Annotated in this window: 24 protein-coding genes; 14 read left to right on the plus strand and 10 right to left on the minus strand. The window is 31.1% G+C overall.

The features are described 5' to 3' along the window. Positions 1 to 139 precede the first annotated feature (139 nt). The 3 genes from DFR85_RS18135 to DFR85_RS18145 are packed head-to-tail and all read left to right on the plus strand — an operon-like array spanning position 140 to position 2638. Positions 140 to 1453 (plus strand): circularly permuted type 2 ATP-grasp protein, encoded by a 1314-nt coding sequence (locus DFR85_RS18135; protein ID WP_110269504.1) that lies wholly within the window; start codon positions 140 to 142, stop codon positions 1451 to 1453. Beyond that, on the plus strand, positions 1441 to 2238 hold the full coding sequence (locus DFR85_RS18140; protein ID WP_110269505.1) for a transglutaminase family protein: 798 nt from the start codon (positions 1441 to 1443) through the stop codon (positions 2236 to 2238). Before DFR85_RS18135 ends, DFR85_RS18140 begins: the two co-directional genes overlap by 13 nt. Beyond that, complete coding sequence (locus tag DFR85_RS18145) at positions 2231 to 2638, plus strand: alpha-E domain-containing protein (RefSeq protein ID WP_110269506.1); 408 nt, start codon at positions 2231 to 2233, stop codon at positions 2636 to 2638. The genes DFR85_RS18140 and DFR85_RS18145 overlap by 8 nt, the downstream gene beginning before the upstream one ends. A gap of 3 nt (positions 2639 to 2641) precedes the next feature. Here the strand turns inward: DFR85_RS18145 and DFR85_RS18150 are convergent, their stop codons facing one another. Both DFR85_RS18150 and cpsA read right to left on the minus strand, forming a co-directional pair. Continuing rightward, positions 2642 to 6559, minus strand: a complete 3918-nt coding sequence (locus DFR85_RS18150) for a protease pro-enzyme activation domain-containing protein (RefSeq protein ID WP_110269507.1) — start codon at positions 6557 to 6559, stop codon at positions 2642 to 2644. Between the two features lie 539 nt (positions 6560 to 7098). Continuing rightward, positions 7099 to 8271 (minus strand): carboxypeptidase CpsA, encoded by a 1173-nt coding sequence (cpsA, locus tag DFR85_RS18155; RefSeq protein ID WP_110269508.1) that lies wholly within the window; start codon positions 8269 to 8271, stop codon positions 7099 to 7101. Between the two features lie 142 nt (positions 8272 to 8413). On the opposite strand from cpsA, the gene DFR85_RS18160 reads away from it, so the two are divergent. The 3 genes from DFR85_RS18160 (at position 8414) to DFR85_RS18170 (ending at position 11136) form a co-directional block, all read left to right on the plus strand. Further along, a complete protein-coding gene (locus DFR85_RS18160; protein ID WP_110269509.1) occupies positions 8414 to 9202 on the plus strand; it encodes an aldose 1-epimerase in 789 nt (262 codons plus the stop codon). A gap of 11 nt (positions 9203 to 9213) precedes the next feature. Then, entirely contained in the window at positions 9214 to 9747 is a 534-nt protein-coding gene (locus tag DFR85_RS18165) for a hypothetical protein (RefSeq protein ID WP_162582559.1), read from the plus strand. A 111-nt stretch (positions 9748 to 9858) separates the two neighbouring features. After that, positions 9859 to 11136, plus strand: a complete 1278-nt coding sequence (locus DFR85_RS18170; RefSeq protein ID WP_110269511.1) for an APC family permease — start codon at positions 9859 to 9861, stop codon at positions 11134 to 11136. Positions 11137 to 11270: 134 nt separating this feature from the next. Here DFR85_RS18170 and DFR85_RS18175 read toward each other — a convergent pair whose 3' ends face one another. From DFR85_RS18175 to DFR85_RS18185, 3 genes are all read right to left on the minus strand, one after another. Continuing rightward, positions 11271 to 11981 carry a 5-formyltetrahydrofolate cyclo-ligase gene (locus DFR85_RS18175; protein ID WP_110269512.1) on the minus strand — a complete coding sequence of 237 codons (711 nt, stop codon included), beginning with the start codon at positions 11979 to 11981 and terminating at the stop codon, positions 11271 to 11273. A gap of 26 nt (positions 11982 to 12007) precedes the next feature. Further along, a complete protein-coding gene (locus DFR85_RS18180) occupies positions 12008 to 13831 on the minus strand; it encodes a glycoside hydrolase family 15 protein (RefSeq protein WP_110269513.1) in 1824 nt (607 codons plus the stop codon). Between the two features lie 162 nt (positions 13832 to 13993). Next, positions 13994 to 14440, minus strand: a complete 447-nt coding sequence (locus DFR85_RS18185; RefSeq protein ID WP_110269514.1) for a hypothetical protein — start codon at positions 14438 to 14440, stop codon at positions 13994 to 13996. Positions 14441 to 15125: 685 nt separating this feature from the next. On the opposite strand from DFR85_RS18185, the gene DFR85_RS18190 reads away from it, so the two are divergent. The 6 genes from DFR85_RS18190 (at position 15126) to DFR85_RS18215 (ending at position 18693) form a co-directional block, all read left to right on the plus strand. Further along, a complete protein-coding gene (locus DFR85_RS18190; RefSeq protein WP_162582561.1) occupies positions 15126 to 15299 on the plus strand; it encodes a hypothetical protein in 174 nt (57 codons plus the stop codon). A gap of 86 nt (positions 15300 to 15385) precedes the next feature. After that, on the plus strand, positions 15386 to 16423 hold the full coding sequence (locus DFR85_RS18195; protein WP_110269515.1) for a hypothetical protein: 1038 nt from the start codon (positions 15386 to 15388) through the stop codon (positions 16421 to 16423). Between the two features lie 185 nt (positions 16424 to 16608). Then, positions 16609 to 16986: a PaREP1 family protein gene (locus tag DFR85_RS18200; RefSeq protein ID WP_110269516.1), complete on the plus strand. Its 378-nt coding sequence runs from the start codon at positions 16609 to 16611 to the stop codon at positions 16984 to 16986. Beyond that, positions 16928 to 17311 carry a PaREP1 family protein gene (locus DFR85_RS18205; RefSeq protein WP_110269517.1) on the plus strand — a complete coding sequence of 128 codons (384 nt, stop codon included), beginning with the start codon at positions 16928 to 16930 and terminating at the stop codon, positions 17309 to 17311. The genes DFR85_RS18200 and DFR85_RS18205 overlap by 59 nt, the downstream gene beginning before the upstream one ends. A 115-nt stretch (positions 17312 to 17426) precedes the next feature. Next, positions 17427 to 17591, plus strand: a complete 165-nt coding sequence (locus DFR85_RS18210) for a hypothetical protein (protein ID WP_162582563.1) — start codon at positions 17427 to 17429, stop codon at positions 17589 to 17591. A gap of 166 nt (positions 17592 to 17757) precedes the next feature. Further along, positions 17758 to 18693 carry a Rossmann-fold NAD(P)-binding domain-containing protein gene (locus tag DFR85_RS18215; protein WP_110269518.1) on the plus strand — a complete coding sequence of 312 codons (936 nt, stop codon included), beginning with the start codon at positions 17758 to 17760 and terminating at the stop codon, positions 18691 to 18693. On the opposite strand, the gene DFR85_RS18220 is transcribed toward DFR85_RS18215, so the two are convergent. Further along, a complete protein-coding gene (locus DFR85_RS18220) occupies positions 18686 to 18982 on the minus strand; it encodes a nucleotidyltransferase domain-containing protein (RefSeq protein WP_110269519.1) in 297 nt (98 codons plus the stop codon). The two genes, DFR85_RS18215 and DFR85_RS18220, sit on opposite strands and share 8 nt — an antisense overlap. Before the next feature lie 34 nt (positions 18983 to 19016). On the opposite strand from DFR85_RS18220, the gene DFR85_RS18225 reads away from it, so the two are divergent. Both DFR85_RS18225 and DFR85_RS18230 read left to right on the plus strand, forming a co-directional pair. Continuing rightward, entirely contained in the window at positions 19017 to 19391 is a 375-nt protein-coding gene (locus DFR85_RS18225; protein ID WP_110269520.1) for a HEPN domain-containing protein, read from the plus strand. A 35-nt stretch (positions 19392 to 19426) separates the two neighbouring features. Further along, a complete protein-coding gene (locus DFR85_RS18230) occupies positions 19427 to 20734 on the plus strand; it encodes an APC family permease (protein WP_110269521.1) in 1308 nt (435 codons plus the stop codon). 118 nt (positions 20735 to 20852) lie between these two features. Here DFR85_RS18230 and DFR85_RS18235 read toward each other — a convergent pair whose 3' ends face one another. Genes DFR85_RS18235 through DFR85_RS18250 form a run of 4 tightly spaced genes read right to left on the minus strand, consistent with a single transcriptional unit; the run spans position 20853 to position 23670 of the window. Further along, a complete protein-coding gene (locus DFR85_RS18235) occupies positions 20853 to 21716 on the minus strand; it encodes a 3-methyl-2-oxobutanoate dehydrogenase subunit beta (protein ID WP_110269522.1) in 864 nt (287 codons plus the stop codon). Next, a complete protein-coding gene (locus DFR85_RS18240) occupies positions 21713 to 22870 on the minus strand; it encodes a pyruvate ferredoxin oxidoreductase (protein WP_110269523.1) in 1158 nt (385 codons plus the stop codon). The genes DFR85_RS18235 and DFR85_RS18240 overlap by 4 nt, the downstream gene beginning before the upstream one ends. A gap of 1 nt (position 22871) precedes the next feature. After that, the gene (locus tag DFR85_RS18245; protein ID WP_110269524.1) at positions 22872 to 23129 is read right to left on the minus strand and encodes a 4Fe-4S binding protein; all 258 of its coding nucleotides are present in this window, start codon (positions 23127 to 23129) and stop codon (positions 22872 to 22874) included. After that, a complete protein-coding gene (locus DFR85_RS18250) occupies positions 23122 to 23670 on the minus strand; it encodes a 2-oxoacid:acceptor oxidoreductase family protein (RefSeq protein ID WP_110269525.1) in 549 nt (182 codons plus the stop codon). The genes DFR85_RS18245 and DFR85_RS18250 overlap by 8 nt, the downstream gene beginning before the upstream one ends. Positions 23671 to 24201 lie beyond the last annotated feature (531 nt).

Here is a 24201-nt window from a genome sequence, read left to right on the forward strand (position 1 = left end):
CATTATGAAGATCTGTAATCAGTCTTTATAAAGTCTGCTATTTCATAGTTTATGTTTATATATAATTATTTTTATAATTAAAAAATGTTCATCTGATTACCTTAAATGTTTTTATATTATTTTTAACATAGACTTACTAGTGATAAAACCAAGAAAAATTACGGAAAGTAAGTTTTTCTTTGAATATGACGAGCCTTATTATTCAAATTTACTTGAAATTATTGATAAAATTCCTGATTTCTTCAAATACGTAGAGTTAATAAATGAAGTAGCTTATAGAGAAGGATTTACGTTCTATACGCAAGACTATTATAGATCAATAAAAGTTGATCCTATTCCACGAATATTACAAGCTCAAGAATTTAGAGAAATATCTAGGGGATTAAAAAATAGGGCTCTTGCAATAAATAAATTTCTATACGCAGTCTATCATGGTGAAAACACTCCAGTAGCTGAAGATTTCATAACATCTTCTCCTTATTTTAGGCCTGAAATGATGAATTTTGATCCTCCAAAAGGAATATATGTATATATTTTCGGCGAGGATTTAGTAAAAGTTAATGGATTTCCATTAATATTGGAAGATAATGTAAGAATACCTTCTGGAATGACTTACGCAGTTAAGGCTTCTGAACTTTTTGAAAGATTTTTGGGTGAGATGATGCAAATAAATAGGCAAAGACAGGATGGATTAGAATTATTAAAGAAGACTCTCCACTATGCTTCAGACACGAGAGATCCAGTAATTGCTATACTAAGTGATGGAACTTTAAATTCAGCTTATTTTGAGCATAGATTTTATTCTGATAAGTTAGATTTTCTCCTTATAGAACCTTCTGATCTTATAATAAAAGACGGAGAAGTTTTAGCTAAAACTTTAGACGGGGAAATACATATAGATGTAATATATAGAAGAATAGAAGATCTTGATATTTTAACGCCTGGATTAATGAAGGCCTATCTGAGAGGATGGGTAAATTTAGTAAATGCGCCAGGTACAGGGATAGCAGACGATAAGATAACTTTCTGTTACATGCCCCAAATAATGGATTATTTTGGAATAAAAGAAGGAGTAAAGCAACCTTTTTCCGTTCCTTTGGGAGCGTCTAAAGAAGAAATAATAAATAAGCTTGAAAATATGGTATTAAAAAGAAGAGAAGGTTATGGTGGATCAGGAACATATGTAATGAAAGATATGAGAGATGAAGAAAAGAGAAAAGTTTTGAAAGAAGTTTTAAGTTATCCAGAAGAATTTATGGCTCAGGAATTACTAAATTTTGATACAGTTTTATCGGCTATAAATGATAATTTTTATGAAACCTATGCAGATCTAAGATTTTTTGTATTCATAGATTCTACATCAAATACTATTTTAAGTAGAGTAGCTCCTCTAGGTAGTAGGATAACTAATAATTCGTCAGGAGGCATGGTGAAGCCTGTATGGGTGGTGTAACTTATGGAGTATTTTACCAGGCAAAATACGAATACGAGGATGTTGTAATGCTTAATGATAATACACTAAAGATAGTTCCATATGATGGAGATAATCAGCATGTAATCGAAGAAAAATTGGATACAGAACCTAAAGGGTATAGTGTAAAATTTAAGGATAATTTTGGAAATACTGTATATAGAGTAAAGATTTTGGATCCTCATAACGCAATGGTCATTACAAGTAAAAGTGTAGTGGAAGTCTACCCTAAAAAATTTGAAGATTGTGAAATTCCATGTTCTGAAGATTATGTTTTTACAAGGTCTTCAAGCTTAATAGATATAGACTACTTTAAGAATATAGCTACTGAACTACTAAAGAGCCATAAAACTTTAGATGATTTTGTTAGATCAACAATAGATCTGGTTAGAGGTAAAATAAAATATAAGGAGGGAGTAACTAATGTCTATACTAAGGCTCATGAAAGTTTTTCTTTAGGTTATGGCGTTTGTCAAGATTTTACACAAATAACTATAGGTATATTAAGAGCAGCAGGAATACCAGCAAGATATGTAATGGGTTTAGTAGATGATAATCCTAATACTACGCACGCATGGGTAGAATTTAAATCTAGGGATGGATGGATTCCAGTAGATCCTACAAGGAATAAATTTTATGATTTGTCCTACGTTAAATTCGCAATAGGAAGAGACTATAATGATGCTTCACCTATTGTCGGCTCATTCGTAAGTAGGGGAAGGGGATGGTTAAAACAATCTATTGTAGAGGTGAAAAAAATTGATTAAAAGTACTGCGTATAAAGTTTATTGGACAGGAAGATATTTAGAAAGAATAGAAAATATTGCTAGGTTTGGCGTGTATTTAGCTAATAATGGTATTTCTATTCAAGAGATGAATAATATTCTAGGAGTCAAAGATGCGTTCTTATATATTTCTAATGAATTTCAATTATTACGAGAAGATATTAGAGGATTTGGAGACGAAGCTGTTATGAATGCTTTATCTTCATTAGAAACTACTATTTATGCTAAGAGAGATAATTTAAGCAAATATTTTGCTGATATTTTAAATACTATCATATATCTGGAAAATATGGTAGAAGAAAATCTAAAACCTCAGTTCGTTTCTATTATGCCTAAAAAACAAGAAGAAATAGGTTCTCAAGAGAAAATAAAAAAGAGCTAACTTTTACCTTCCTTTTCTAACTAGACTAACTACTCCTATTATTATTCCTATTATTGCAATGATTATTGCAACATATATTAGATCTTTTATCGAATTTAATGATGAGTTTACTGAAGATATGTCAGAACTAATTTGAGAGCTTAAAGTAGAATTCTGCTCTTTTAGTTCTGTAGATAAATTACTTACTTTTTGATTAACTTGAGTCAAATTATTATTAACATTCGTTAATTCATTTTCGAAATTTACATAAATAGTTGCAGACGACTCTAAATTATCGTTCTGCAACGACGTTATTGTTAAATTGTATGTTCCATCGGGATATTTTTCGGTATTTAAGGTATATGTAAATGTTCCATTTCCTGAAAATGAAGTTAGCATTTTTCCATTTAAGTATAGTATATCTTGAGAGATGTTCTTCCCAGTTACAGTGAAATTTATCGTAATACTGCCAGTAACGTTCTGGTTATTTAATGGATAGGTAATACTTATAGTTGGTAATGATGGTGATATGTTAGTTATTACAGACTCCATAGTCAATATCTTAGAATTTTCTAAGGATATAGTATTTACTTTCGAATTTATTAAGATTAACATAGAATTTATAGCATGAATATTATCGCTTTGCGAATATAGTAGAGTCACATTTGAGTTATCAAATGTCACGTTTGTTATATTTGAATCGAGAATTCTCACGTTACCTATTACAGTGTCGTTAATTAGGATATCGTTAGTAAGTGAACCGTTAGTTATTATAGTGTCGTTAACTAATACTGCATCATAAGTTTGAAAACCATCTACTTTCTGGTTTTTAATCAAATTATATGGTAGAACATAGAATGTCTTTTCTGCAGACGGAGAATTTAATGTGGGATAAGCTTCTGAAGAGAGTCCAGTTACTAGGATCTCAAACGGTGCACCGTAGTAAAGTTCTCCTTCATAATATGTTAAATTACCAGAATTAAATGTAGAAGGTAATGTAACATTACCTATCCATTCTCCAAGATCAGAATTATACCATAGAGGTAATTCAACTATTTGACTTACTAATGAATATTCATTTGTTATAGCCATTGGATATACAGTTGCTGAGTACATCCCATAATTTACTTCACTACCGTTAGGATACGTTATATTAGCATATATCGTTAACGTCTGCCCTTGATAAGCATAACTTTCAGTTTTAATATTTATATGTGAGTAGTTATTTACATATATTGCTCCATAGAAGAAGCCTGTAATATTCTCACCAAGTGTAATTGAGCTGTAGTTAGACTCTAAGTAAATATAATAAATTCCTGGTTCTGTATTAGGAACTGGAAGATATCCTAAATATATTCCCTTCTCAAGATTAAATGGAATAACGGCCTTACTTACTACTTTCCCAGAACTGCTCACTAATTCAGCTGTTATGTTTGTCCCTTGAAGAATATTGTTAAATATTGGTTCTCCAGTTTGAATTGAGGTTATTGTTACTAAATTATATGGTGGAGTAGGCAATCCTTGTATTATTATATTTTGTCCAGGAGCTACAGAGCCAGGTTCTGCTACGTTTGGGGGTAATATAAATAAACTTTGTAGCATAGTCCCACTAGTGAATGCGTCAAAACCTTCGGCGTTTTCAGAAGTTATATAAAGATCTCCAGAAGGTAAATAAGGTATTTTCCCTACCCATATTAAACCAGGATATCCTATAACAGAAGCGCTAATTGGAATAAGATTTAATGTAGTTACTGGAGTATATTCATTAATACTGATATTGTAATAGTAAATGTTTACAGCAATTGGGAAAGTAGGCTGATTTCCGTATATGTCTGTTACGTTAGCTATAATTGCACTAGATACTCCAGTAAATATAGGCGCAAAAGTTACTGGAGATAAAAATTGTACATAATATCCGCTGAATGTCTCGTAAAATCCTCTTCCTGAAATTCCATCGGAACTTCCATATACATTTACGTAAAGTATTCCATTCGCAGTAGATGGTAACTTTAGTGTTCCTATCCACAATTTCAAAGACGGATTAAACGTTAATTGGACACTACTAATATTTCCTTGAGTAGTCTCTACTGTAGCATAGAAGTTACCAGAGGTTATAGATATTCCTTTGTAGGTTATATTTGCAATAATTTCCATTGTTTCGTTGGGGAAGAACTCTATAGGTGTTTCTCCAGTTGAATTTAATACATTAACTTCTATATTCAAACTTGGTTTTGTAATAATTTTACTATAGTAATATGCAAACTCCCCAACATTTAACGTACCCCATCCTGTTACTAGATTGTAACCATAACTAGCTACCCATGGAATATTATAACCAAAAGTTATAGGATTAAACACTTTATTATATAGAGAGGAATTAAATCCTATTTCGTATAAAATCGGATTTATTAAACCTAAACTACTGTTAACGTAATTCATTACTAAAGTCAATAAACCTGCATTTAATGGAGATGCCTCACTAGTACCTCCAGTTATGCATGTTATGTTGCCCGGACAGATTATATAAATACCAGGGTATACGTTAGCATTTCCTGAAATATCTGGAACTTCTCTACCGTTTGGATAACTTAAAGGAGTCTGCAAACCCCACTGATAGTAAGGTATTGGTTCTATTTCGCTTATACCTCCTGTAGAACCCCCATAATTTACATCATTTGGAACAAATCCGTAGTTAGACCAGGCTGATTGATAATATGAACCAGGGAACTGTATATATGTTGTAGTGCCCCCTACTGCAGTTACGAAAGGAGAAGTTGATGGATATCCTACTGTTCCTAAAGGTCCATTACTATATCCTGCCCCACCAGCATCCCCACTACTAGCTAGGAAAGTTATACCTTCTGCAGAACCCATCGCATAGTACATGTCAGATTCTACTACACAAGCATAAAATTCCTGAGCGTTAAATTGTGAAAAAGCCTCCTCTGGAATTGAAAAACTCTGGGATAAATCATTGACATTATCTAGTTGGTCTATATATGATATTATTGCAGCTAATGGAAGTGCACCATTAGCTATAAATAATGTTATATTAGCCTTAGGTGCCATAGTATGAGATATCTGTACATCCAAGCTTATTTCTCCTGCCCAACCAGTCTCTATTCCAAGGTTCGGATTATATGGCCCTATAGGGATTATCTTAAAACTTGGGGGATTAGGTAATCCAGTAACTTTATCGTAATATGCTAGTTGTTGTTGAATATAAGGATCACCGAAGAAATCTAAAATTCCAATTGATCTATTTTGTCCTTCATCTCCTAATGCATAAAGTGATGTTGCATTGTATACTTTTTGTAGCGCTGTAGGCCAGTAAGCTTCAATTGGGAAAGTCATATTAGATATTTCCACAGATTTTTTCAGATTTTGAATAGTCTTTCCTGTAACTAGAGTATTAGGATGAGAGAAAAATATTGTAGAAATATTACTAGAGTATACAAAAGCATTTATTGTAGGAGTTCCATATGCAGAATAATAGTAATCTGTCCCATTACTATACATCACGTAGGATAATCCTAGATATTGATGAATTTGAGAAACTGTACCTTCTGCGACTATAACTGAATCGGAAGATGTTAATAATATATTAAAGTTATCATTTTTTAAATAATTTAATACTTGATTGTATTGCTTTACAGGATAAAACATTTTTTCGATTTCTTGTTTGCTTAGAAAATGGTGATATAATGATGAAGAGGGATTGGAAGTTTCCTCAGCATAGTAATATAGATATCCTACGTTCTTAAGTGGTAAAAATATTGTAAACAATACTGGAGTATTAGGATTTAACGTTCCTATTTCTTTGAATCCATGAAGTTGGTAAGGTTGTATTGTAATACCTTGAGGATTAGATATTCCCAAACCAGTTATTCCTATTATACTTATTAAAAATACAGTTACTAATAATAGAGGTTTTAATGACATATAATTTAATGTTTTTAAATGATTTTAAATCTTCATGATATCATTATATAAAATTAAAACGTATTAACATAGTAAGTATGGATAATCTACTTTATTTTAAATAAGTATATATTCTTGTGATCAATAATAATGGATATCATTTTTTGCATATAAGATAAAAATTATTTAATCACTCGGAATATTTAGATAATATAAAATTGTACTTTCTAGAAGTTTAAGGGCAGACATTATTGTAAAGCTCATGATAAATTATGCATTATAAACTGACAGCAATAAGAATCTTGGTCTTTAGATTCTAAGAAAATATAGCCGGTTTATGATAAATTTCAGATTTTATGACAAAAATTTAAGATAGATATTAGAAATATTCATACTAATACAATATACTATATAATTTAGTTAAAAATTAAGTAATAATAACTAACAAATAAATATATTAATCGAATTCTTTCGCTCTGCTTATATAATGCTTTATAGTTAGATTTTATTTCTTTATATAAAAAATGTTCATATTTTTAATATTTTTGGAAATTTAAACGCTAGGAAAATTCTAATGCAAGTAAAGTTAATGCTGTAGTACCTAATTTAAGAACGCTCTCATCTACCATAAACTTTGAACTGTGATTCGGATAGATGTATCCTTTTTCTTCATTTCTAGTTCCTAGGAAAAAATATGTTCCTGGCGCTTTTTGTAGAAATCTTGAGAAATCTTCTGCTCCTAATATAGGCTCAGTTTCTATAGTTTTGGTTCCTTCAATTTTTTCTAATATTCGTATAACCTTTTCAGTGATATTAGGGTCATTTACTGTTATAGGATATACGTCTTCCATGAATTTTACTTCACAGTTAGCATTAAACGCAGAACAAATAGATTGAACTATTTTTTTAGTATATTCTATCGCTTTTCCTCTAGTACTTTCATCTAAACTTCTTATTGTTCCTTCCATTATTGCATCGTCTGGTATAATGTTATCTTTAGTTCCAGAATGAACGCTAGTTACTGAAAGAACGAATGGTTGTCGGGGATCTATAATTCTACTTCTAATTCCTTGTAATGCAAGGATTATTTGAGCTGAAATAAATACAGGATCTATAGTTTCATGCGGTGCAGATCCATGTCCACCTTTTCCATGAATAATAATTTTAAAGGAATCCGGTGTAGCCATTATAGGGCCTTTCCTCAATGCAAATGTCCCTACAGGATAGGCAGATGAGATATGAAGTCCAAATACGTAATCTACATCGTCCATTACTCCTGCATCTATCATTGGTTTGGCCCCTCCTAGACCTCCATCCTCCTCAGCTGGTTGAAATAACAATTTTATTCTTCCTTTTGTTAAATATTTTTTTATTAGAATAGACGCTCCTAGAAGCATAGCCACGTGACTATCGTGACCGCAAGCATGCATTATTCCCTTATTTTTGGATTTGAAAGGTAAGTCCGTTGCCTCTTCTACAGGAAGAGCATCCATATCTGCTCTTAACGCTACTGTATTTCCTGGTTTGCCTGAATCTATTATACCTACTACTGCAGTTGGCAATCCTACACCTTTAATTACTTGAATTCCTAGATTTTTTAAGAAACTTTCCACTAAAGCAGATGTATTAAATTCCTTATAGGAAAGCTCTGGATTTTCGTGAATTTTTCTCCTTATTTCAATTATTTTTGGTTCTATTTGTTTAGCTTCATTTAAAATTGATGTATAATTCATGGACTAAGAAAGTAAATAATAGTTAAATATTTTAATGTTTCAAGAATGCGTTTTGAGCCTTAGTCAACAATAAGAATAATTCTTAATAAAATTAAGTTATAGAAGCTAAAAACTTAAATTATCAACTACATAAGATTATTTAATGTTAGAGATTTCAGATGGAGATCTGATAGCTCAAATAATGGAAGAGGGAGCATACTTATATTCATTAACAAAGTCTGGAAAAGATGTTATTTTGAAAGGAAAAGAAAGGAAAACTCATGGGGGAATGGCACTTTTAATTCCTTATGCCAATAGAGTGAAGGATGGAGAATATATTTGGGAAGATAAAAAATATGAATTGCCAAAAAACTCTGAAGGTAATGCCATACACGGTCTTATAATGGATAAACTGTTTGACGTTAAATTCAAGGGTAAAAGTAGAGTAACTTTAGAATACCTATTAAGCCATCCTGGATATCCTTCTACCTTAAGAATAACTATAACGTATTCTGTTGTATTTGATCTCCTTGATGTATTCATAACTGTTAAAAACGAAGGCGAAGTTAGCGCTCCTTTAGTTGTAGGTGCACATCCTTATTTTCTAGTTAGAGGCAAATGGTCGATAACTCCAGATAGAGTTAGAAGGTGTCTAATGGAAAACAAAATACCTACTGGAAATGTTGAAGATTTTAGAATAGTTCAGAAAGATTACGATGACTGTTTTATAATAGAGAATAGGGAAATTACTCTGAAATCCGATTATTCTACAGTTGCAATAGAGAAAAGTAATATGGATTATATTCAGTTATACACTGGTGAACCAGGCGCTGTTGCAGTAGAACCCATGTCTGGAGCTCCAGATGCATATCATAATGGACTAGGGTTGATAATTTTGGAACCATCAAAAAGTCGTGATTTTAATTTTACTATTTCAGCAGTTATTCATTAAGGGGAATATTATTGCCTAAAAAATTTAGATTGAACCCAAAACCTTACGAGATACTTAAAATGTCTTCTTTATTACTCTTAGTTTACTCTTTTTCTTTTTCAATAACATACGAACTTGATCATAGTCTATTTTCCTATTTATCAATAATAGCATCTACTTTTTTTATTTTTGGATTCGGATATTATGTTAGGAAAGCATTTAATAATATGAGTGAAGAATACGGTCTAATAATAAAAGTATCTCCTGTCCTCTTTATTGGCCAACTAATTTATTTAGTTTCGTTCTTCCTTTATGATATTTCTTTTATGTCTATTGTAGAATATATAGGAGTAATCCTTGTTTTAGCTTATCTTTTAGAATTTTCTTTAGAAATATTGAGGTTAGCAGGCGAATTTAACTTAAGAGAATTGAAAATTTCAGCATATGTTATACTAGCTTCTCTTTTAGCGTTTGTAATTGTAGGTCCTATTCCTTTTTCTTTTATCCTTACAATAGGCTCAGTTATTCTCTATCTAGGTATAAACAAGATTTTGTATTTAAAATAGGAATTCTAGAAGTAAGGAATTTTGTAAGAACATTCAGAGAAAGCTAAGAATGATATTATATTAAAAGTTGAAAGTAGTTGATGTTAAAAGCTTCTTAATTTAGGAATAAGTGTGCAAGGCTCAAAGAAGTTAACATTGTTTCAAGCATTGTCAATAGGGTTAGGCAATATCATAGGTGCAGGAATATTCATAATGGCAGGTGCAAGTATAACTGCTGCAGGACCAGCTGCAATTTTAGCTTTTCTAATAACTGCTTTTTACGCTACTACAGTAGGAATTAGCAACGCCGAATTATCTTCAGACTTTCCTTCAGTAGAAGGAGGAGTCTATAGTTTTACTCTGCTTACTATGGGGGAAACACTTGGATTTTTGGTAGGATGGTTTAGATTAATAGCATATTCTATTAGTGGAGCAGCAACGGCTTTAGGATTTTCTGGGTATTTAATTTCTATAGGTTTACCTAAAATATTATATTTCCCTATAGCGGCTTTTCTTATATTAATTTTAGTGATAATAGACTATTTAGGTTTAAGATTAGCAGCAGTAATTGAAAGCTCTTTAGTAGTTCTTAATATTCTAGGTCTATTATTATTTTCATTTTCTTCACTATTTATTTCTGGAATTAAAGTAGGAAATTTTACTCCTTTTTTACCTCATGGTATTTTAGGCGTACTTGTAGCATCTAACATAGCGTTTTTTGCATATTCTGGATTCAATACTATAGCTACTTTAACTCCTAATGTAGAGAATGGAGAAAAAACAGTTCCAAAGGCTATTATTTTTTCTTTAATCATAAGTGCTTCACTTTATATGCTAGTTACATTCTCTATGGTGGACTCATTGTATTGGAATAAATTTGGTACAGCTTCAGATCCTTTATCTCTAGTATTGTCCAGCATAAGGGCTCCGTCTTATCTTATCTATTTTATAGATCTTACTGCTATTATTGCTACAATTACTGTTACTCTTTCGATAATAATAGCAGGAGAAAGAACTCTATCTCAAATGGTAAAAGATTCCATGTTGCCAAAAATTTTAGGAGGAAAAAAGACTACACTTTTAATCATAAGTGCAATAATGATAGCTTCATTATCTCTAGGAAACGTAGAAAGTATAGCTTTAGCTTCTAATTTTGGAATAGTATTTTCATACATGCTCTCTGGAATACAAGTGGCTATTGCAAGAAAAAGAAAAATCAAAGGAAAATTTAGATCTCCACTTTATCCATTTCTTCAGATATTTTCAGTAATTCTCTCAGCACTATTTATGGCATCATTAGGAGAAAATGCTTTAGTGATAGGAGTAGTAACTCTAATAGTAGGCCTAGTAGTATTTTCACTTCATAAAGAATTCATAAAGGAATTTGAAAGTAGAAGAGCAATTAGATAATTTAGTTCTGAAGAAAGTTAATATTTGAGTCTACGTTGTAATTTACGTAACGGAAAAATCTTGAATGGCAGAGTTTCATTTTAATATACTATTTATATAGATAGTAAATGTTCTCATTTTACTACTAACTAAAGTTAATATCTTCCAGTAATCTTGAGATAATACCTTAAGTATGGAGTATCCTCGATTTTTTCCTTAGTTAGAAATTCTAAATATAAACCAGTTGGTTTTTTCCTTTCAGAATGAGTTCTTATTAGTTCTTGTTCTGTCGCAATTATATCTACTGGTACATCAAAAATCTGATATGGAATTTCCTCAACAATTTGAACGCTATGAACTGTGGTAGCTACAGGAGTTTTTTCATCAATTTTACTAAGTTCTCTCAGTATAGCATATTCAAGCTCGCTATAACCTTCACCTTTTCCTACTCTATCTCCTTTTCGTGTAACTGCTACTGAACCTACTATAATAAGATCAATAGGAGGTATTTTATCAAAGTTTATCTTTTCTCCAAACGACGTAAATCCAGAGATGCTGGACGCTTTTTTAGGATCACTAATTTTCTTTCCATCTAAAAGGAAGAACTCTCCTTTAAGTCTTGGTGTAGGTGAGAGTACTTTCTTACCCTGTGTAAGTGCAATTTCTCTAATTTTACGTTGTGGAGAATCAGGATTTACCTTAATCACTTCAGCTTTTTTAAATTCTGGTGTTTTTGACAATATTTGGGCAGCTATATTAGAACCCTTAAAGTTAGGTATTCTTCCATATACTGGCCTGGGAAATGACGCTATGTTCTTTTCCTCTAATATTTTCCAAATTTCTTCTCTTATTTCCTGTTTATCCATAAAATATCATCTATTTCAAAAAATAACTATTTTAGCATTAAATAAGTTTTAAGATACTCAGCGTGAGACCATAATAGGGGCATTACTGAAAGAGGGCCTCCATTAAAGGGACTAATTTGCTCTGGTAACAATCCTGAAATTGAATGCTTTTCTGCCCATGCTAATAACTCCTTAGCCTTATTCATATCTTTTTTCTTTGCATAATATTGCGCTAACCACATTGTGGTTATTATCCAAGGATTACCAGGTATTCCATTATAATCTCCCTCAATTCTTTGATAAGAATCATTTTCATATCTAGCTAATCCTCCAATATTTTTAACCCATAATTTGTTTATAATTTCATTAATACTACTAGTTACTATTGGATCGTTAATATCAAAGACGTCAAATGTGACTATGCCTAGAATACTAGATTCCACTGTTTTATCTACAGAAGTTATTTTACCATCGTCTATGTTAATAAATTTGTAAAATATTCCTCTTTCTTTATCAAACATATAATTTTTCAATGAATTCTTTATTTCTTCTGCTACATCGTTCCATTTCTTCATGTTTTCCTCATCACCTACTACATTTGCAAAATTGCTTGCAGCTTTCAATCCTGCATATACTGATGCCACAGTATATGTATGCACACCTAGTTTTTCTTCCCAAAGATCAAAAGTCTCTAGGGGTAATTTCAATTTTTCATCTCTAAATTTAACCATAAAATCTGCAGCGTCTCTTATTGTATGATATATATTCTTTAACATGTCATAATCTCTGCTTTTTGTGAAGTAATTCCAGAAAGCCCATATAACTGTCGATGTTTCATCTTCTTGAATATTAAAGGATTTTTTTGTCCTAGCAGTCCACGAGTGCCATGTACTTCCCCACGTTCCGTCTGGATTATATTTTTGGAATAAATAGCCATTTTCAAATAATTTGTGGAATACTAAATCATAAAATTTCCTAGTAAACGATGAATATCCAGCCATGTCTAAAACATAGGCAGTTAAAGCTGCATCTCTTGGCCATACGTATGCATATGTATCTAGGTTAAATTTCAGTATATCAGTATCTAAAGAAGCTGGTACTGCACCATTATCGCCTATATGTCCTAACATTATGGCTAGACTTATTTTAGCTAGATTATCTGTAAACTCCGAGGTTATTGAATTCCAATAAAATTTATTTTTTGCGTAATGAAACTCTGGGTTTTCCTTAATCTCCTTATAAATACTAACTACATGATCAAAGGTTTCGCCAGCTATAATGAAGTAATAGAATGAAGGATATGCAATAGAAATTGCAGAAGCTACAGAACCTTGAGCAATAGAGTTTTTATTTAATGTTCCATCCTCACAGTCATTTAAAACTTCCTTTTTATCTCTCCTTCCAGTAGTATATTCATATAACTTATGAGAAGACCCTATCAAGAACCACGTGTTATCCTTATAGTGCAGTATGCTATCTAACTCTGGATCATAGAATGCTGTGTCACCAATTTCGTTTCCATTCAATTTGAAATCATGATAAAATATTATTCTAATATATCCTTCTCCTTTAACATCTACTTTCCTGATTATAACACTATGAGAAAATATAGCTACATCGGAGAATTTTACTTTTATATTATACCACTCTATTTCTGCATTTACTATTAAATTATCCATGTATATTTTCTTATCCTTATCATTAATCTGATCTAACCATGTAAATTTTCCGTCGTGCCAAATTCCTATTTTAAAGTATCCTCCTACTGAATGATTATATTGGCCAAGATATGGATAATAAAGCTCTCTTATATAGAAATTGTTATCATATAGTGCGGAGATTTTTCCATTAGATGTGAAACCTGATCTCATATTATTAATAGCGTAAAACAATATTTAACTATTTATTAATAATCTACATTAGTAATTCTTTATAATAGCCTAAAACTTTTATCTAGTTATTCAATCTATTAAGTTTCATATCAAATACATACATATTTCTTCTTTATATATAGATATAATTACTGAAAATTATTATTTCTTTTTAGTAGCCAATGCGTATATAGTTATAAATATTCCAGATCCTGTGATAATTAACCCTGCTATAAATCCATATTCTACAAATACGTCTTTCATTGTAGCTTCCTCTAAAATATACTGGAAAACTGATGTAGAATTATAAGGATTATATAGAGATAAATTTCCTTCTTTACTCGAGAAAAAACAAATTGTATATAATACGCTATTATTTAATAATGTGGCAGAAGAAGGATATCCACTGACATTTACTGGTAAAGTAGAGTTGTACGTAAATATAATTTCAGAGTCACTTAGATATGGTACAGAATATCTACTATATGGACCAAGAATTATGGAATTATTGGTTTTGTAAGTTTCTTCATGTGAGAAAATAAGTGAAAAAGACGCTACAATAACGCCAATAATGATAATTACTATACCTAAAACGGAAAGTAGCTTCATAAGTTTAAAGAAAAATCTATTGTTAAAAAGATTTTCTATAAGAAATTTTATATTTAATTAAATAAATAAAACATGATATATTAGCTAATATGAATATATAACATAACTAGTTTTGACTTGCTACACTTATGTAGATAAGAATGGAAATCTTTTAAAATGGGTAATACCATATTTTCATTCTAGGAAATGAGAACAGTTATAATAAATTCACTTTATGATAAATCCATGAGTAAACATAAGCTGTTAGCAAAAGACGTAATTGACGAGATTTTGCCTAAATTGATTACTAATGCGCATTATTTTAAGAGTAAGGGATCTATTTTTTCTTTAGCTTCTAGTAGTGAACTACCCTGCCCTAACGGGCGTGGCTTCCTGCTTCAAAGCCGAGGCTTGCCAAAGGTAGTGGGTAGAGCTCCACAGGCACTAAGGGTCGTTCCGACCCCGAGCACTAATGTGAACCCACAGTATCCCAATATGGGACTGTTGAATGGAGCAGAGGCGTACCACATAGACCCTCGCTTTAACCAAGGCGTCTCAGTGACGCTTACTCCGTCAGTGACTGCCATTAAGAGAATATTTGAAAAATACGTATTTAAATGTAACCACAAAGGGGGCAATCCATCTCCACCCTTATGGAGTCTTCCGCCCCCTTTGAACCCCTTGTTAAGATAAACATGTGTGGACCATGAAAGTTACTTTAGATCCCTTTAATGTAATACTATGTAAGTATGATTACAGTTATTGGTTACTTCCAGATCTAGAAATGAAGCTTGATATGTGCTTTAAATTAGAAGGTGAAATAGAAGAATACTTTAAAGAAAGATTTTTGAGATATTTACCAGTAAAAATGGAAGAATAATTAACAAGAAGTTTAATGTTTATTTTTTATTTTGTATAACAAAGTTTCTTTTGAGAGTCTAATATTTTTAAATTTCTAAGTAAAGTATGAATATAGCCAATTTCGTTAAGAAATACTTTTATCCTATTCATAATGCTCCTTCATATTCTATTTATGCCTTGGTTTATTACAACGAAATATTTTATGTAGATATTTCTAAAGATAATAAAAAAATATTAATATATAAGAAAAAAATAAATTCTAAATTAGATAAGATTTTAGAAAGTAAGGGAGGTATAGAAGATTTTAACAATATAAAGTTGGAAATAGATGTAGATAAAGATATTTTAGGAATTTTAAGAAAAGCTATATATTTTACTGAGGAATCTCATTACTCTAATAATATTAGAAAAGAATACAAAACCTATATTACTAATACAAAGTTCATTATAGGTAGGATGAACGTTAAAAAAGCTAAGAAATTGCTGACTAGAGCCAAATTACTAGCTAAAGATTTTTCCAAAAAATATAATTCCTGTGATTTACTTACAATGATTGATGTAGCTTCTTTAATAATAAAAGCTTTAGAAAAGAAAGAAGGCAATCCAATTGAGTTATACTTTAAGTATGCCGATTTTAGGAATCCTATTACTAACGAGGTCTATGGAGGAAAAGTATGGAATATATGTAAAAATAAAAAAGAAGAAGAATGTTTTGAAGAACTTTATAAATACTTGGATGAAAAGAGAAAAAATGGAACTTTAGAACCTATGTACTTTTATCAAAGTACTTATGATCACACTAACGAGATTTACTCTGGGAATTATGATTTCCATATACATTATGATGGTATATGGTGGGTCGGTTTCCACGACTTTACCTATAATTCGGATTATGCAATGAAATTTCAAGAAGAATTAATTAATGCTAATCTAGGTATAATAGTAAGCGATTTGGATTTTCTTTATAATCAATATATAAATCCAGAGCCTAAGGAACTTTCTTGGGAAGGGCTCCATTTTTATGTGCCAAAGTACGCTATTCCTATAATGCCAAATATTTCTGTACTTACTGATGACGGATTAAAAGAGTATGAAAAGATGAGGAAAAAAAGATACGCAATTCATTTAAAACATGACCTATAAGAAGTACTAAAATAATCATAGTGCTTATTAATAAAATTTATTGTTTTTATCAAATAAAAATATTAATAAGAAATTAAACTAGACCGTTTTAATTAAGGCATTACCAAGTTAAAGTTTAACCAGCAACAATGGAGAACGAATTAACAAAAAGTTTAATGCTTATTTTTGTATACTAATTATCAGTAATGAGTATTAATATAAGTGCAGAGATATATTATAACGAGGCTGAGGAGCTCTTATCTAAGGGTGATCTTGTTCAAGCTAGTGAGAAGTATTATAAGGCTGCTGAGGAGTCAGTAAAGCTTCTGGTTTTTGAAAACAATCTTAAAGACATAATAAAGGAATCTGAAGAATATGGATGGGATTCTAAGACCTTAAATGATGCAGTAACTGAATTATCTTACAAGCTAGGAGATAATCTAATAGACTTGTGGGCATCTGCAGTAACATTATTTACAAGTAGAAAATACTTAGATAAAGATTTAATAGAAAATTATAAGAAGGATGTTAAGACGTTGGTTGAGAAAGCCAAACAAAGCTTTCATCTTAAGGTTGTTGAATGAGGCTGAGGAGCTCTTATCTAAGGGTGATCTTGTTCAAGCTAGTGAGAAGTATTATAAGGCTGCTGAGGAGTCAGTAAAGCTTCTGGTTTTTGAAAACAATCTTAAAGACATAATAAAAACCATTGAAAATAGAGGAAGGTGGGAAAGTGAAGACTTATTTAAATCTTGTAAACTATTAAGATTTAAAAATAGTGAAATATTGAGATTTTGGACTAGCGCCTGGACTCTTCATGTAGAAGGATTTCATGAGCTGAGCTTAAGCGAGAAAGAAATTAGAAAACTAAAGGAGGACGTAAAAAGGCTAGTTTCTTTCACCATTAGTTAGATTTTTTGCCAAATTTTTTAGAAAGTAAAGTTTGTATTCGTTCTAAACTTAAACCTATCAATACTGAGCTAACAACAAATCCTTCTTGAGCGGTGTTTAATGAGATTGTATTTTGATGAAAAGAATAGCACCAGAAATCACTCCAGTATCGTATCCAAATAACAAACTACCTATTGCTGTAATTACTGTAGCTATTATAATGAATTTATCTTCCTTACTCTCAGAGGCATACTACAGATATAATATTCTAGTTAATAACTATTTCCTAGAAATAATGTAATATCTAAACCTTTAAAATTAATACTTAGCATATAAATTTAATTAATATTATAATTTTTATATTAATTGGAAAACTCAGAATTGAAACTATTCACAAACGAATTTCTGGACTTTCAGTAAAACTGAGACTATTTTTAGTTTTTAACTTACTTTCCTAATATCAAGTTATGAATTACTTAGTTCTAGGTTTAGGGTTTGTAGCTACTCATGTAGCAGAATTTTTATCAAATTATGGAAATGTTACCGTTACTTATAGGAATTTAAATCCAGTAAAAGAGATTTATATGGATTTATTAAAGGAAAAGCACGTGAACATAATAAAGTTAGATCCACTAATAGACGATATTGGAAAATATATCGCACAATCTGATACCATCATTAATTTAATAGGAGAAATCTCTGGTTCTGAAGAAGCATTAAGAAGGGCTAATGTAGAAGTTCCAAGATTATTATCTAAGACAATATCTGAGATTAATCCCAATGCTACTTTAATTCATTTAAGTGGTCTCCCTGGAGTTACTGGTAATAATGTTAAGCCAGAAACATCTCATTGTGAAGGGATAAATCCTATTACTCTATTCGAGAAAACAAAATGTGAAGGAGAAAGAGTTCTTAAAAATAATGCGAAATTTAATCTTGCAATATTAAGACCTAGTTTAATTTACGGTAAATATGGTGCTCATATTCAATTTATTACGATGTATAGATTTGCTAAAATGGGTTTTGTTCCATCATTAGGATTTAGGTTTTCGGTAATAAGCGCTAACGCCTTATCAAGAATAATCAAAAACTTGAGTGAAGCTAAGCCTAAATTTACATATTTTTATGTAACAGAATGCGAGCCAATTAGGATTGACGTCTTTTTTGAAATTATGGCGAAGACGCTCGGCAAAGGATATATCAAAGTACCTATACCTAAATTTTTAGCTAAGGCTTATCTTCCATCAGATATAAGGAATCTTCTAAAATATGACGGAACAACTTTCGATTGCAGTAAGGCTAAGGAATTTGCTGGTGATCTTAAATTTGATGAGAAAGAAGTAGAAGAGAACGCTAAGTTTTTACAATATCTAGATAAAAATAGAATTTTAATACCTACTTAAAAATTTTTAATCCATCATAAAGTACTTTTTTATATTCCAACATTTTCCTTATAATTGGATCTTCTAACTTATCTGTAGTTAATACCAAAATATCCGCTGAAAAACCTCTTTTCATAGCATATAATTTACTTGCTTCTTCTGCACTATCTTTAACTTTATCTAGGAAAATCATAATGTCGTAATCGCTTGATTCCCAAAAGTCTCCCCTAGCTCTAGATCCGAAAAGCGCAATGGAGACTTTTCCGTTATAATATTTTATAATCTCATTTATAAAATCCTCAAACCTCATTATGTTTAAATTATAGTATTTTTATTAAAAAACTATGGTTGAAAAGTTTTGGTTTGAAAAGAGTAAAGAATTTCTTGAAATAGCAAAAAAACTTCTGAATGATGGATATTTTTGGTATGCTTGTTTTAGTAGCCAACAAAGTGTAGAGTTCGCGCTTAAGGGAATTCTAGTTAAATATAAGGGAAGTTTTCCTTTTACTCATGATTTAGGAGAAATAATGGAAAAGATTGAAAATGAACTATCTATAAATGTTCCAGAAAATATTATGCATAATTGCGATTTTTTAACTCCTCATTATACAATGTCAAGATATTCTCAATTTACTGAATATAATAAAAGAAAGGCAGAAGAGTGCATAAGTTCAGCCATGGAAATTTTAGAGTGGCTAAAGAAAAATTTTAGTATATAAATACGCTTTTTTAATTCTTTATACTCTCTTTTTTTGTGGAAGAAGTAAGTTTTGCGCAAGCTATAGCTGTAGGACTAGGTGCTATAATAGGTGCAGGAATTTTTGTATTGAGCGGAACAGCAATATCATTAGCAGGTTCCTTATCTTTGATTGCATTTCTCTTCATAGGATTAATGAGTGTATTGATAGCAACACAATTAGGTGAGTTGAGTACTATTTTTCCTCATGCTAAAGGTTCAACGTATTCTTATGCATTTGAAGCTTTCGGGTATGAATTAGGATTTTTAACTGGAATAATGGTTTACTTTAGTTTTTCAACTTCTATAGCAGCCGTCGCTGACGGTTTTGGTGCTTACATTGTTTCTATTCTTGGTTTAGGTAAGTCAATAGCGGTAATTTTCTCAATAATATTAATAATTATTTTAACAATTTTGAATATAGTAGGAATTCAAAAAGCTGCAGAAGCAGATTTTTTCCTTGTATTGATAAAATTATCAATATTATCTATATTCATATTAGCAGCTTTCATAATAGCGTTTGGTCATTTCTCAATATCTCATTTTTATTCGTCACCAAATCAGATTGGGATTTTGCCATTCTTTTCTTCAAGTATAGCAATATTTTTTGCATACACTGGTTTTCAAGTTATAACGTCTTTTAGCGATAGGGTAAAAGGAGGACCTAATAATGCTGCCAAGGCAGTAGTGGTATCAGTTTTAATAAGCATGATATTTTATATTTTAGTAGCCTTCTCTTTAATTCTTCTTGTTCCTGCTAGTAGATTCAAAATAAATGCTGATCCTTTATCTTTTGCTTTAGATTATGCACATGCTCCTTCATGGCTTCATATAATAGTTGACATAGGAGGAATGATTGCCACAACGTCTGCAAGTTTAGCAATGATTCTACTATCTGGAAGGACTCTTTACCAAATAGGTAAGGATATGAATTTTCCTTCTTTCATAATAAAATATAATCAATCCAAAGACGTAGCGCCTATTGCAACCATAATATCTTCATTTATAGCAATCGTATCTCTTTTTGCCGGAAACGTTTATATTGTAGCGTCAATAAGCAATTTTGGCCTTATTTTTTCTTTTCTAATTAGTTCTCTAGCTGTTTTTCATTTTAGAAGGAAAAAAATTATTGGTACATATAAAGTGCCATTTTATCCATATTCTGTCATATTGACTATAATAATGCTAATGTTATTGTTAGTAGGATTTCCACGTGAATCTTTAGTAATAAATTCAAGTATAATGATTATTATAATCATTCTATCATATATACTTAAAGATTTAAGAGAAGAGAAGTTAAAAAATAACAAAATAAAGTATAATTAATAAATATTAAAATTAAGAGTTTAAACAGAAAAATTCATTAACATTCTAAATAGTAATAAAATATTCCTTAAACAAGATATATTATAAATATTTTTTAAAAACATTATATAAAGAAAAATTACTTTTTAATCAGACCTTTAATTTGTTCCCACATTTCATCTACATAATCTTGAAGTTTCTTTATATCTTCTGCAGATAATTTGGCAAATCTTCCTTGATACTTAATGTAGGATTCTACAGGTTTTCTTTTATCTTTATCTATTAGCACTTTACTTATACTAGTTAATCTGAATTCTCCATTTTCTATTTCGTACAATGGCCATATTCCAGTTTCAACTGCTAATTTAGCTATTTCTATCGTTAAGCTAGAATCATATCTCCAACCTGGAGGACAAGGAGATAGTAAGTGAATATATCTAAATCCTTTAATTTCCTTAGCTTTCTTGACTTTATTCTGATAATCAAAAATATATGCTACAGATGCAGTAGCTACATAAGGTACATTATGTTCTGCAACTATCATTGGTAAAGGTTTTTTAAATTCTCTTTTACCAGAAGGTGTTGTAGTAGTCCATGCCCCATAAGGGGTTAGTCCAGATCTTTGTATTCCAGTATTCATATAAGCTTCATTATCATAGCATACGTAAATTATATCCTCATTTCTTTCTGCGGCACCACTTAGTGATGCGAAACCTATATCTCCAGTACCCCCATCTCCAGCCCAAACAACTACTGAATAGTCTTTTTCACCTTTACTTCTTAACGATGCAGAAATTCCTGAGGCTATAGCCGGAGATGCTGCAAAAGCACTATGTACTACTGGAACAGTTGAAGGCATACCAGTAGTATCTCCCATTATTACCGTGGTGCATGAAGCAGGAACAACTAAGACTGTCTTTTTACCTGTAACCTCTAATAAGGCATCTAATTCTTTAGGAATAGGACAACCTGGACACGCTGCGTTTCCTCTTAAGAATTTCATAATAACCACCTCTCATTTTCAAGTTTTCCTTCAATCATATCTTCAGTTATTTTTTGAATTTCCATCGGTCTTACATCTTTTCCTCCTAATCCTGCTATTACATTATATATGGGAGTATCTAATCCGTATGCATTTGCCCTCGTTTCTATCCCTAAAACTCCGCCCGATCCAAAAGAATACGCTCTATCAAAAACTAAAGCTCCTTTTCTTCCCTTTAATATATCGTTCACTTCCTCCTTAGGGAATGGTCTGAAAACTCTTATTTTGAGTAACCCTACTTTTTTACCTTCATTTCTCATTCTATTTACTGCTACTCTGATATCACCTACCCATGCTCCCATTGCAATTAAAAGAAACTCAGCATCGTCGCACATATAACATTCGGTTAGGCCATATTGGTTCCTTCCAGAAATGTCTTCATATTCTTTAGCCACTTCCTTTATTACATTCTTTGATCTTTCCATTGCTTGCATAGCCTTATATCTAAATTCAATATACTTATCTGGAGTAGCTATAGGTCCAACACCTAATGGATTATCAAAGTCAATAAGATTAAACTGTCTAGGTGGAATAAATGAATCAACTACATTATCTGGTAACGTTTCTACTCTTTCCATTGTATGCGTTAAAATAAATCCATCAAACCCCATCATTACTGGTAAAACAACTCTTTTATCTTCTGATATTTTGAAAGCTTGTAATGTCATGTCATAAGCATCTTGGACATTCTCAGCCATCATTTGTATCCATATCGCGTCCCTCTTACTTACAAAATCTTGATGGTCATCCCAAATAGACCAAGGAGATGCAATAGCTCTAGTAGCTATTGCTGCAACTATTGGAGCCCTTTGTCCGCCTACCCAGTATATCATCTCAGTCATGTAAAGTAAGCCTTGAGAGGAAGTAGCAGTGAAAACTCTTGATCCACTTACTGCGGCACCATATATAGATGCCATTGCAGAATGCTCACTTTCAACTTTAATCATTTCGGCTTTTAATTCTCCTTTATCTACATACTCTGATAATTTTTCTAACATTGTAGTTTGAGGCGTTATAGGATATACTGCCAGAACTTGAGGTTTAGCTTGCTTTACAGCATAAGCCACTGCATGATTTCCTACTAAAGCCAATACTTTTCCTCTTACTACTTGCACTTCATTTCACCTCTGGTATCATATTTATGGCTTTTGTTGGACATACTTGTGCACATACTCCACATCCCTTACAATAATCATAGTCAATTCTTGGGTAGAGATTATTTTCTTGATCTATAGTATTTTCAACACAATACAAAATGCATAATCTACATCTAGTACATTTACTAAAGTCTATTACTGGTCTAATTACTCTCCAATAACCTGTAAGTCCTGCAGATCCTTTTTTAGGAGAAGCTAAAGGAAACTCATCACTCAAGTTTTTTCACCTCATTGAAACCTAATTTCACTGCTTCCGCATTAAGTTCACTTAGTTTTCCTTCAAATTCTTCCTCTGCAGCTTCTTCTACTTCATCTCTATTTAGAATGTCCGTTATTTTAGCTATAGCTCCTACCATGGCAGTATTTACAACTGCCCAACCTGCTATTACTAGACCTAATTGCGTAGCTATCTTTGTAGCATCTAATACGTAGGTGTTTTTCCAAATCTTCTTGGGATTGCTTGAGTTAATAACTACTATCCCAGTATTTTTTATACCTTCTAGCATATTTTCCAAGTTAATTAGCGAAGGATCGAAAATTGCTATTATATCTGGATTATATACTCTCCTATGCATAAAGATAGGTTCTTTGGACACTCTTACTTCTGAAGTAACAGGAGCTCCTCTCCTTTCTCCACCATAGAAAGGAATAGATTGACCGTAAATTCCTTCTTTAATTGCAGCAGAAACAAGTAATTCACCAGCAGTGACTACTCCTTGTCCTCCTCTTCCTTTAAGAGAAATTTCCAACATTAATATATATTTGTCTTCATAAGGAAAAAGTATTGCTTATAATTAAAAAACGTAAAAATGTTTAACCATGTTAATTTGCTGTAAGAATAAAATATAGATAAATAAATCTTTTAAAAAGATATATTCCGTTTATTGATTATATATTAAGTACAAAATATAGGATATAAAAGATCTATAATATACAGTGTATAGCAATGTGTATGTTTTATTATAATATGATGTTTTGTTCATATATTTTAGTTTATAAGACCTTAAGTATCATAATTTTTTAATTATCTTGATGAAGTGAATGTAAACTTTTAACGTTAAATCTAACATAAGCCATCGTAATAAACTTTAAAAGAGTTAAGGATTAAAAAAGAATTGACTTAACTTATTACCAAAAATTGAGCAGAACTATTTTATTGTTTTTTCTGCTCAGATCCTTGAGCTTGTTTCTTCTGTTTCTTTGCCATTTTAGCTCTAATTAAAGAGAGGTACGATATTAATATTTAAAAATTCCTCTTATGATTGATGTTAAATAGTTATGTAAATAGT

The sequence above is a fragment of the Acidianus brierleyi genome, assembly GCF_003201835.2.
Classification (GTDB): domain Archaea; phylum Thermoproteota; class Thermoprotei_A; order Sulfolobales; family Sulfolobaceae; genus Aramenus; species Aramenus brierleyi.

What these genes read in the sequence shown, in the direction of transcription:
- DFR85_RS18140 (WP_110269505.1), top strand. Translation starts at nt 1,441, where the DNA reads ATGGGTGGTGTAACTTATGGAGTATTTTACCAGGCAAAATACGAATAC.
- DFR85_RS18150 (WP_110269507.1), bottom strand. Translation starts at nt 6,559, where the DNA reads ATGTCATTAAAACCTCTATTATTAGTAACTGTATTTTTAATAAGTATA.
- cpsA (WP_110269508.1), bottom strand. Translation starts at nt 8,271, where the DNA reads ATGAATTATACATCAATTTTAAATGAAGCTAAACAAATAGAACCAAAA.
- DFR85_RS18160 (WP_110269509.1), top strand. Translation starts at nt 8,414, where the DNA reads ATGTTAGAGATTTCAGATGGAGATCTGATAGCTCAAATAATGGAAGAG.
- DFR85_RS18175 (WP_110269512.1), bottom strand. Translation starts at nt 11,981, where the DNA reads ATGGATAAACAGGAAATAAGAGAAGAAATTTGGAAAATATTAGAGGAA.
- DFR85_RS18180 (WP_110269513.1), bottom strand. Translation starts at nt 13,831, where the DNA reads ATGAGATCAGGTTTCACATCTAATGGAAAAATCTCCGCACTATATGAT.
- DFR85_RS18185 (WP_110269514.1), bottom strand. Translation starts at nt 14,440, where the DNA reads ATGAAGCTACTTTCCGTTTTAGGTATAGTAATTATCATTATTGGCGTT.
- DFR85_RS18190 (WP_162582561.1), top strand. Translation starts at nt 15,126, where the DNA reads ATGAAAGTTACTTTAGATCCCTTTAATGTAATACTATGTAAGTATGAT.
- DFR85_RS18195 (WP_110269515.1), top strand. Translation starts at nt 15,386, where the DNA reads ATGAATATAGCCAATTTCGTTAAGAAATACTTTTATCCTATTCATAAT.
- DFR85_RS18200 (WP_110269516.1), top strand. Translation starts at nt 16,609, where the DNA reads ATGAGTATTAATATAAGTGCAGAGATATATTATAACGAGGCTGAGGAG.
- DFR85_RS18205 (WP_110269517.1), top strand. Translation starts at nt 16,928, where the DNA reads ATGTTAAGACGTTGGTTGAGAAAGCCAAACAAAGCTTTCATCTTAAGG.
- DFR85_RS18210 (WP_162582563.1), top strand. Translation starts at nt 17,427, where the DNA reads ATGAAAAGAATAGCACCAGAAATCACTCCAGTATCGTATCCAAATAAC.
- DFR85_RS18215 (WP_110269518.1), top strand. Translation starts at nt 17,758, where the DNA reads ATGAATTACTTAGTTCTAGGTTTAGGGTTTGTAGCTACTCATGTAGCA.
- DFR85_RS18220 (WP_110269519.1), bottom strand. Translation starts at nt 18,982, where the DNA reads ATGAGGTTTGAGGATTTTATAAATGAGATTATAAAATATTATAACGGA.
- DFR85_RS18225 (WP_110269520.1), top strand. Translation starts at nt 19,017, where the DNA reads ATGGTTGAAAAGTTTTGGTTTGAAAAGAGTAAAGAATTTCTTGAAATA.
- DFR85_RS18235 (WP_110269522.1), bottom strand. Translation starts at nt 21,716, where the DNA reads ATGAAATTCTTAAGAGGAAACGCAGCGTGTCCAGGTTGTCCTATTCCT.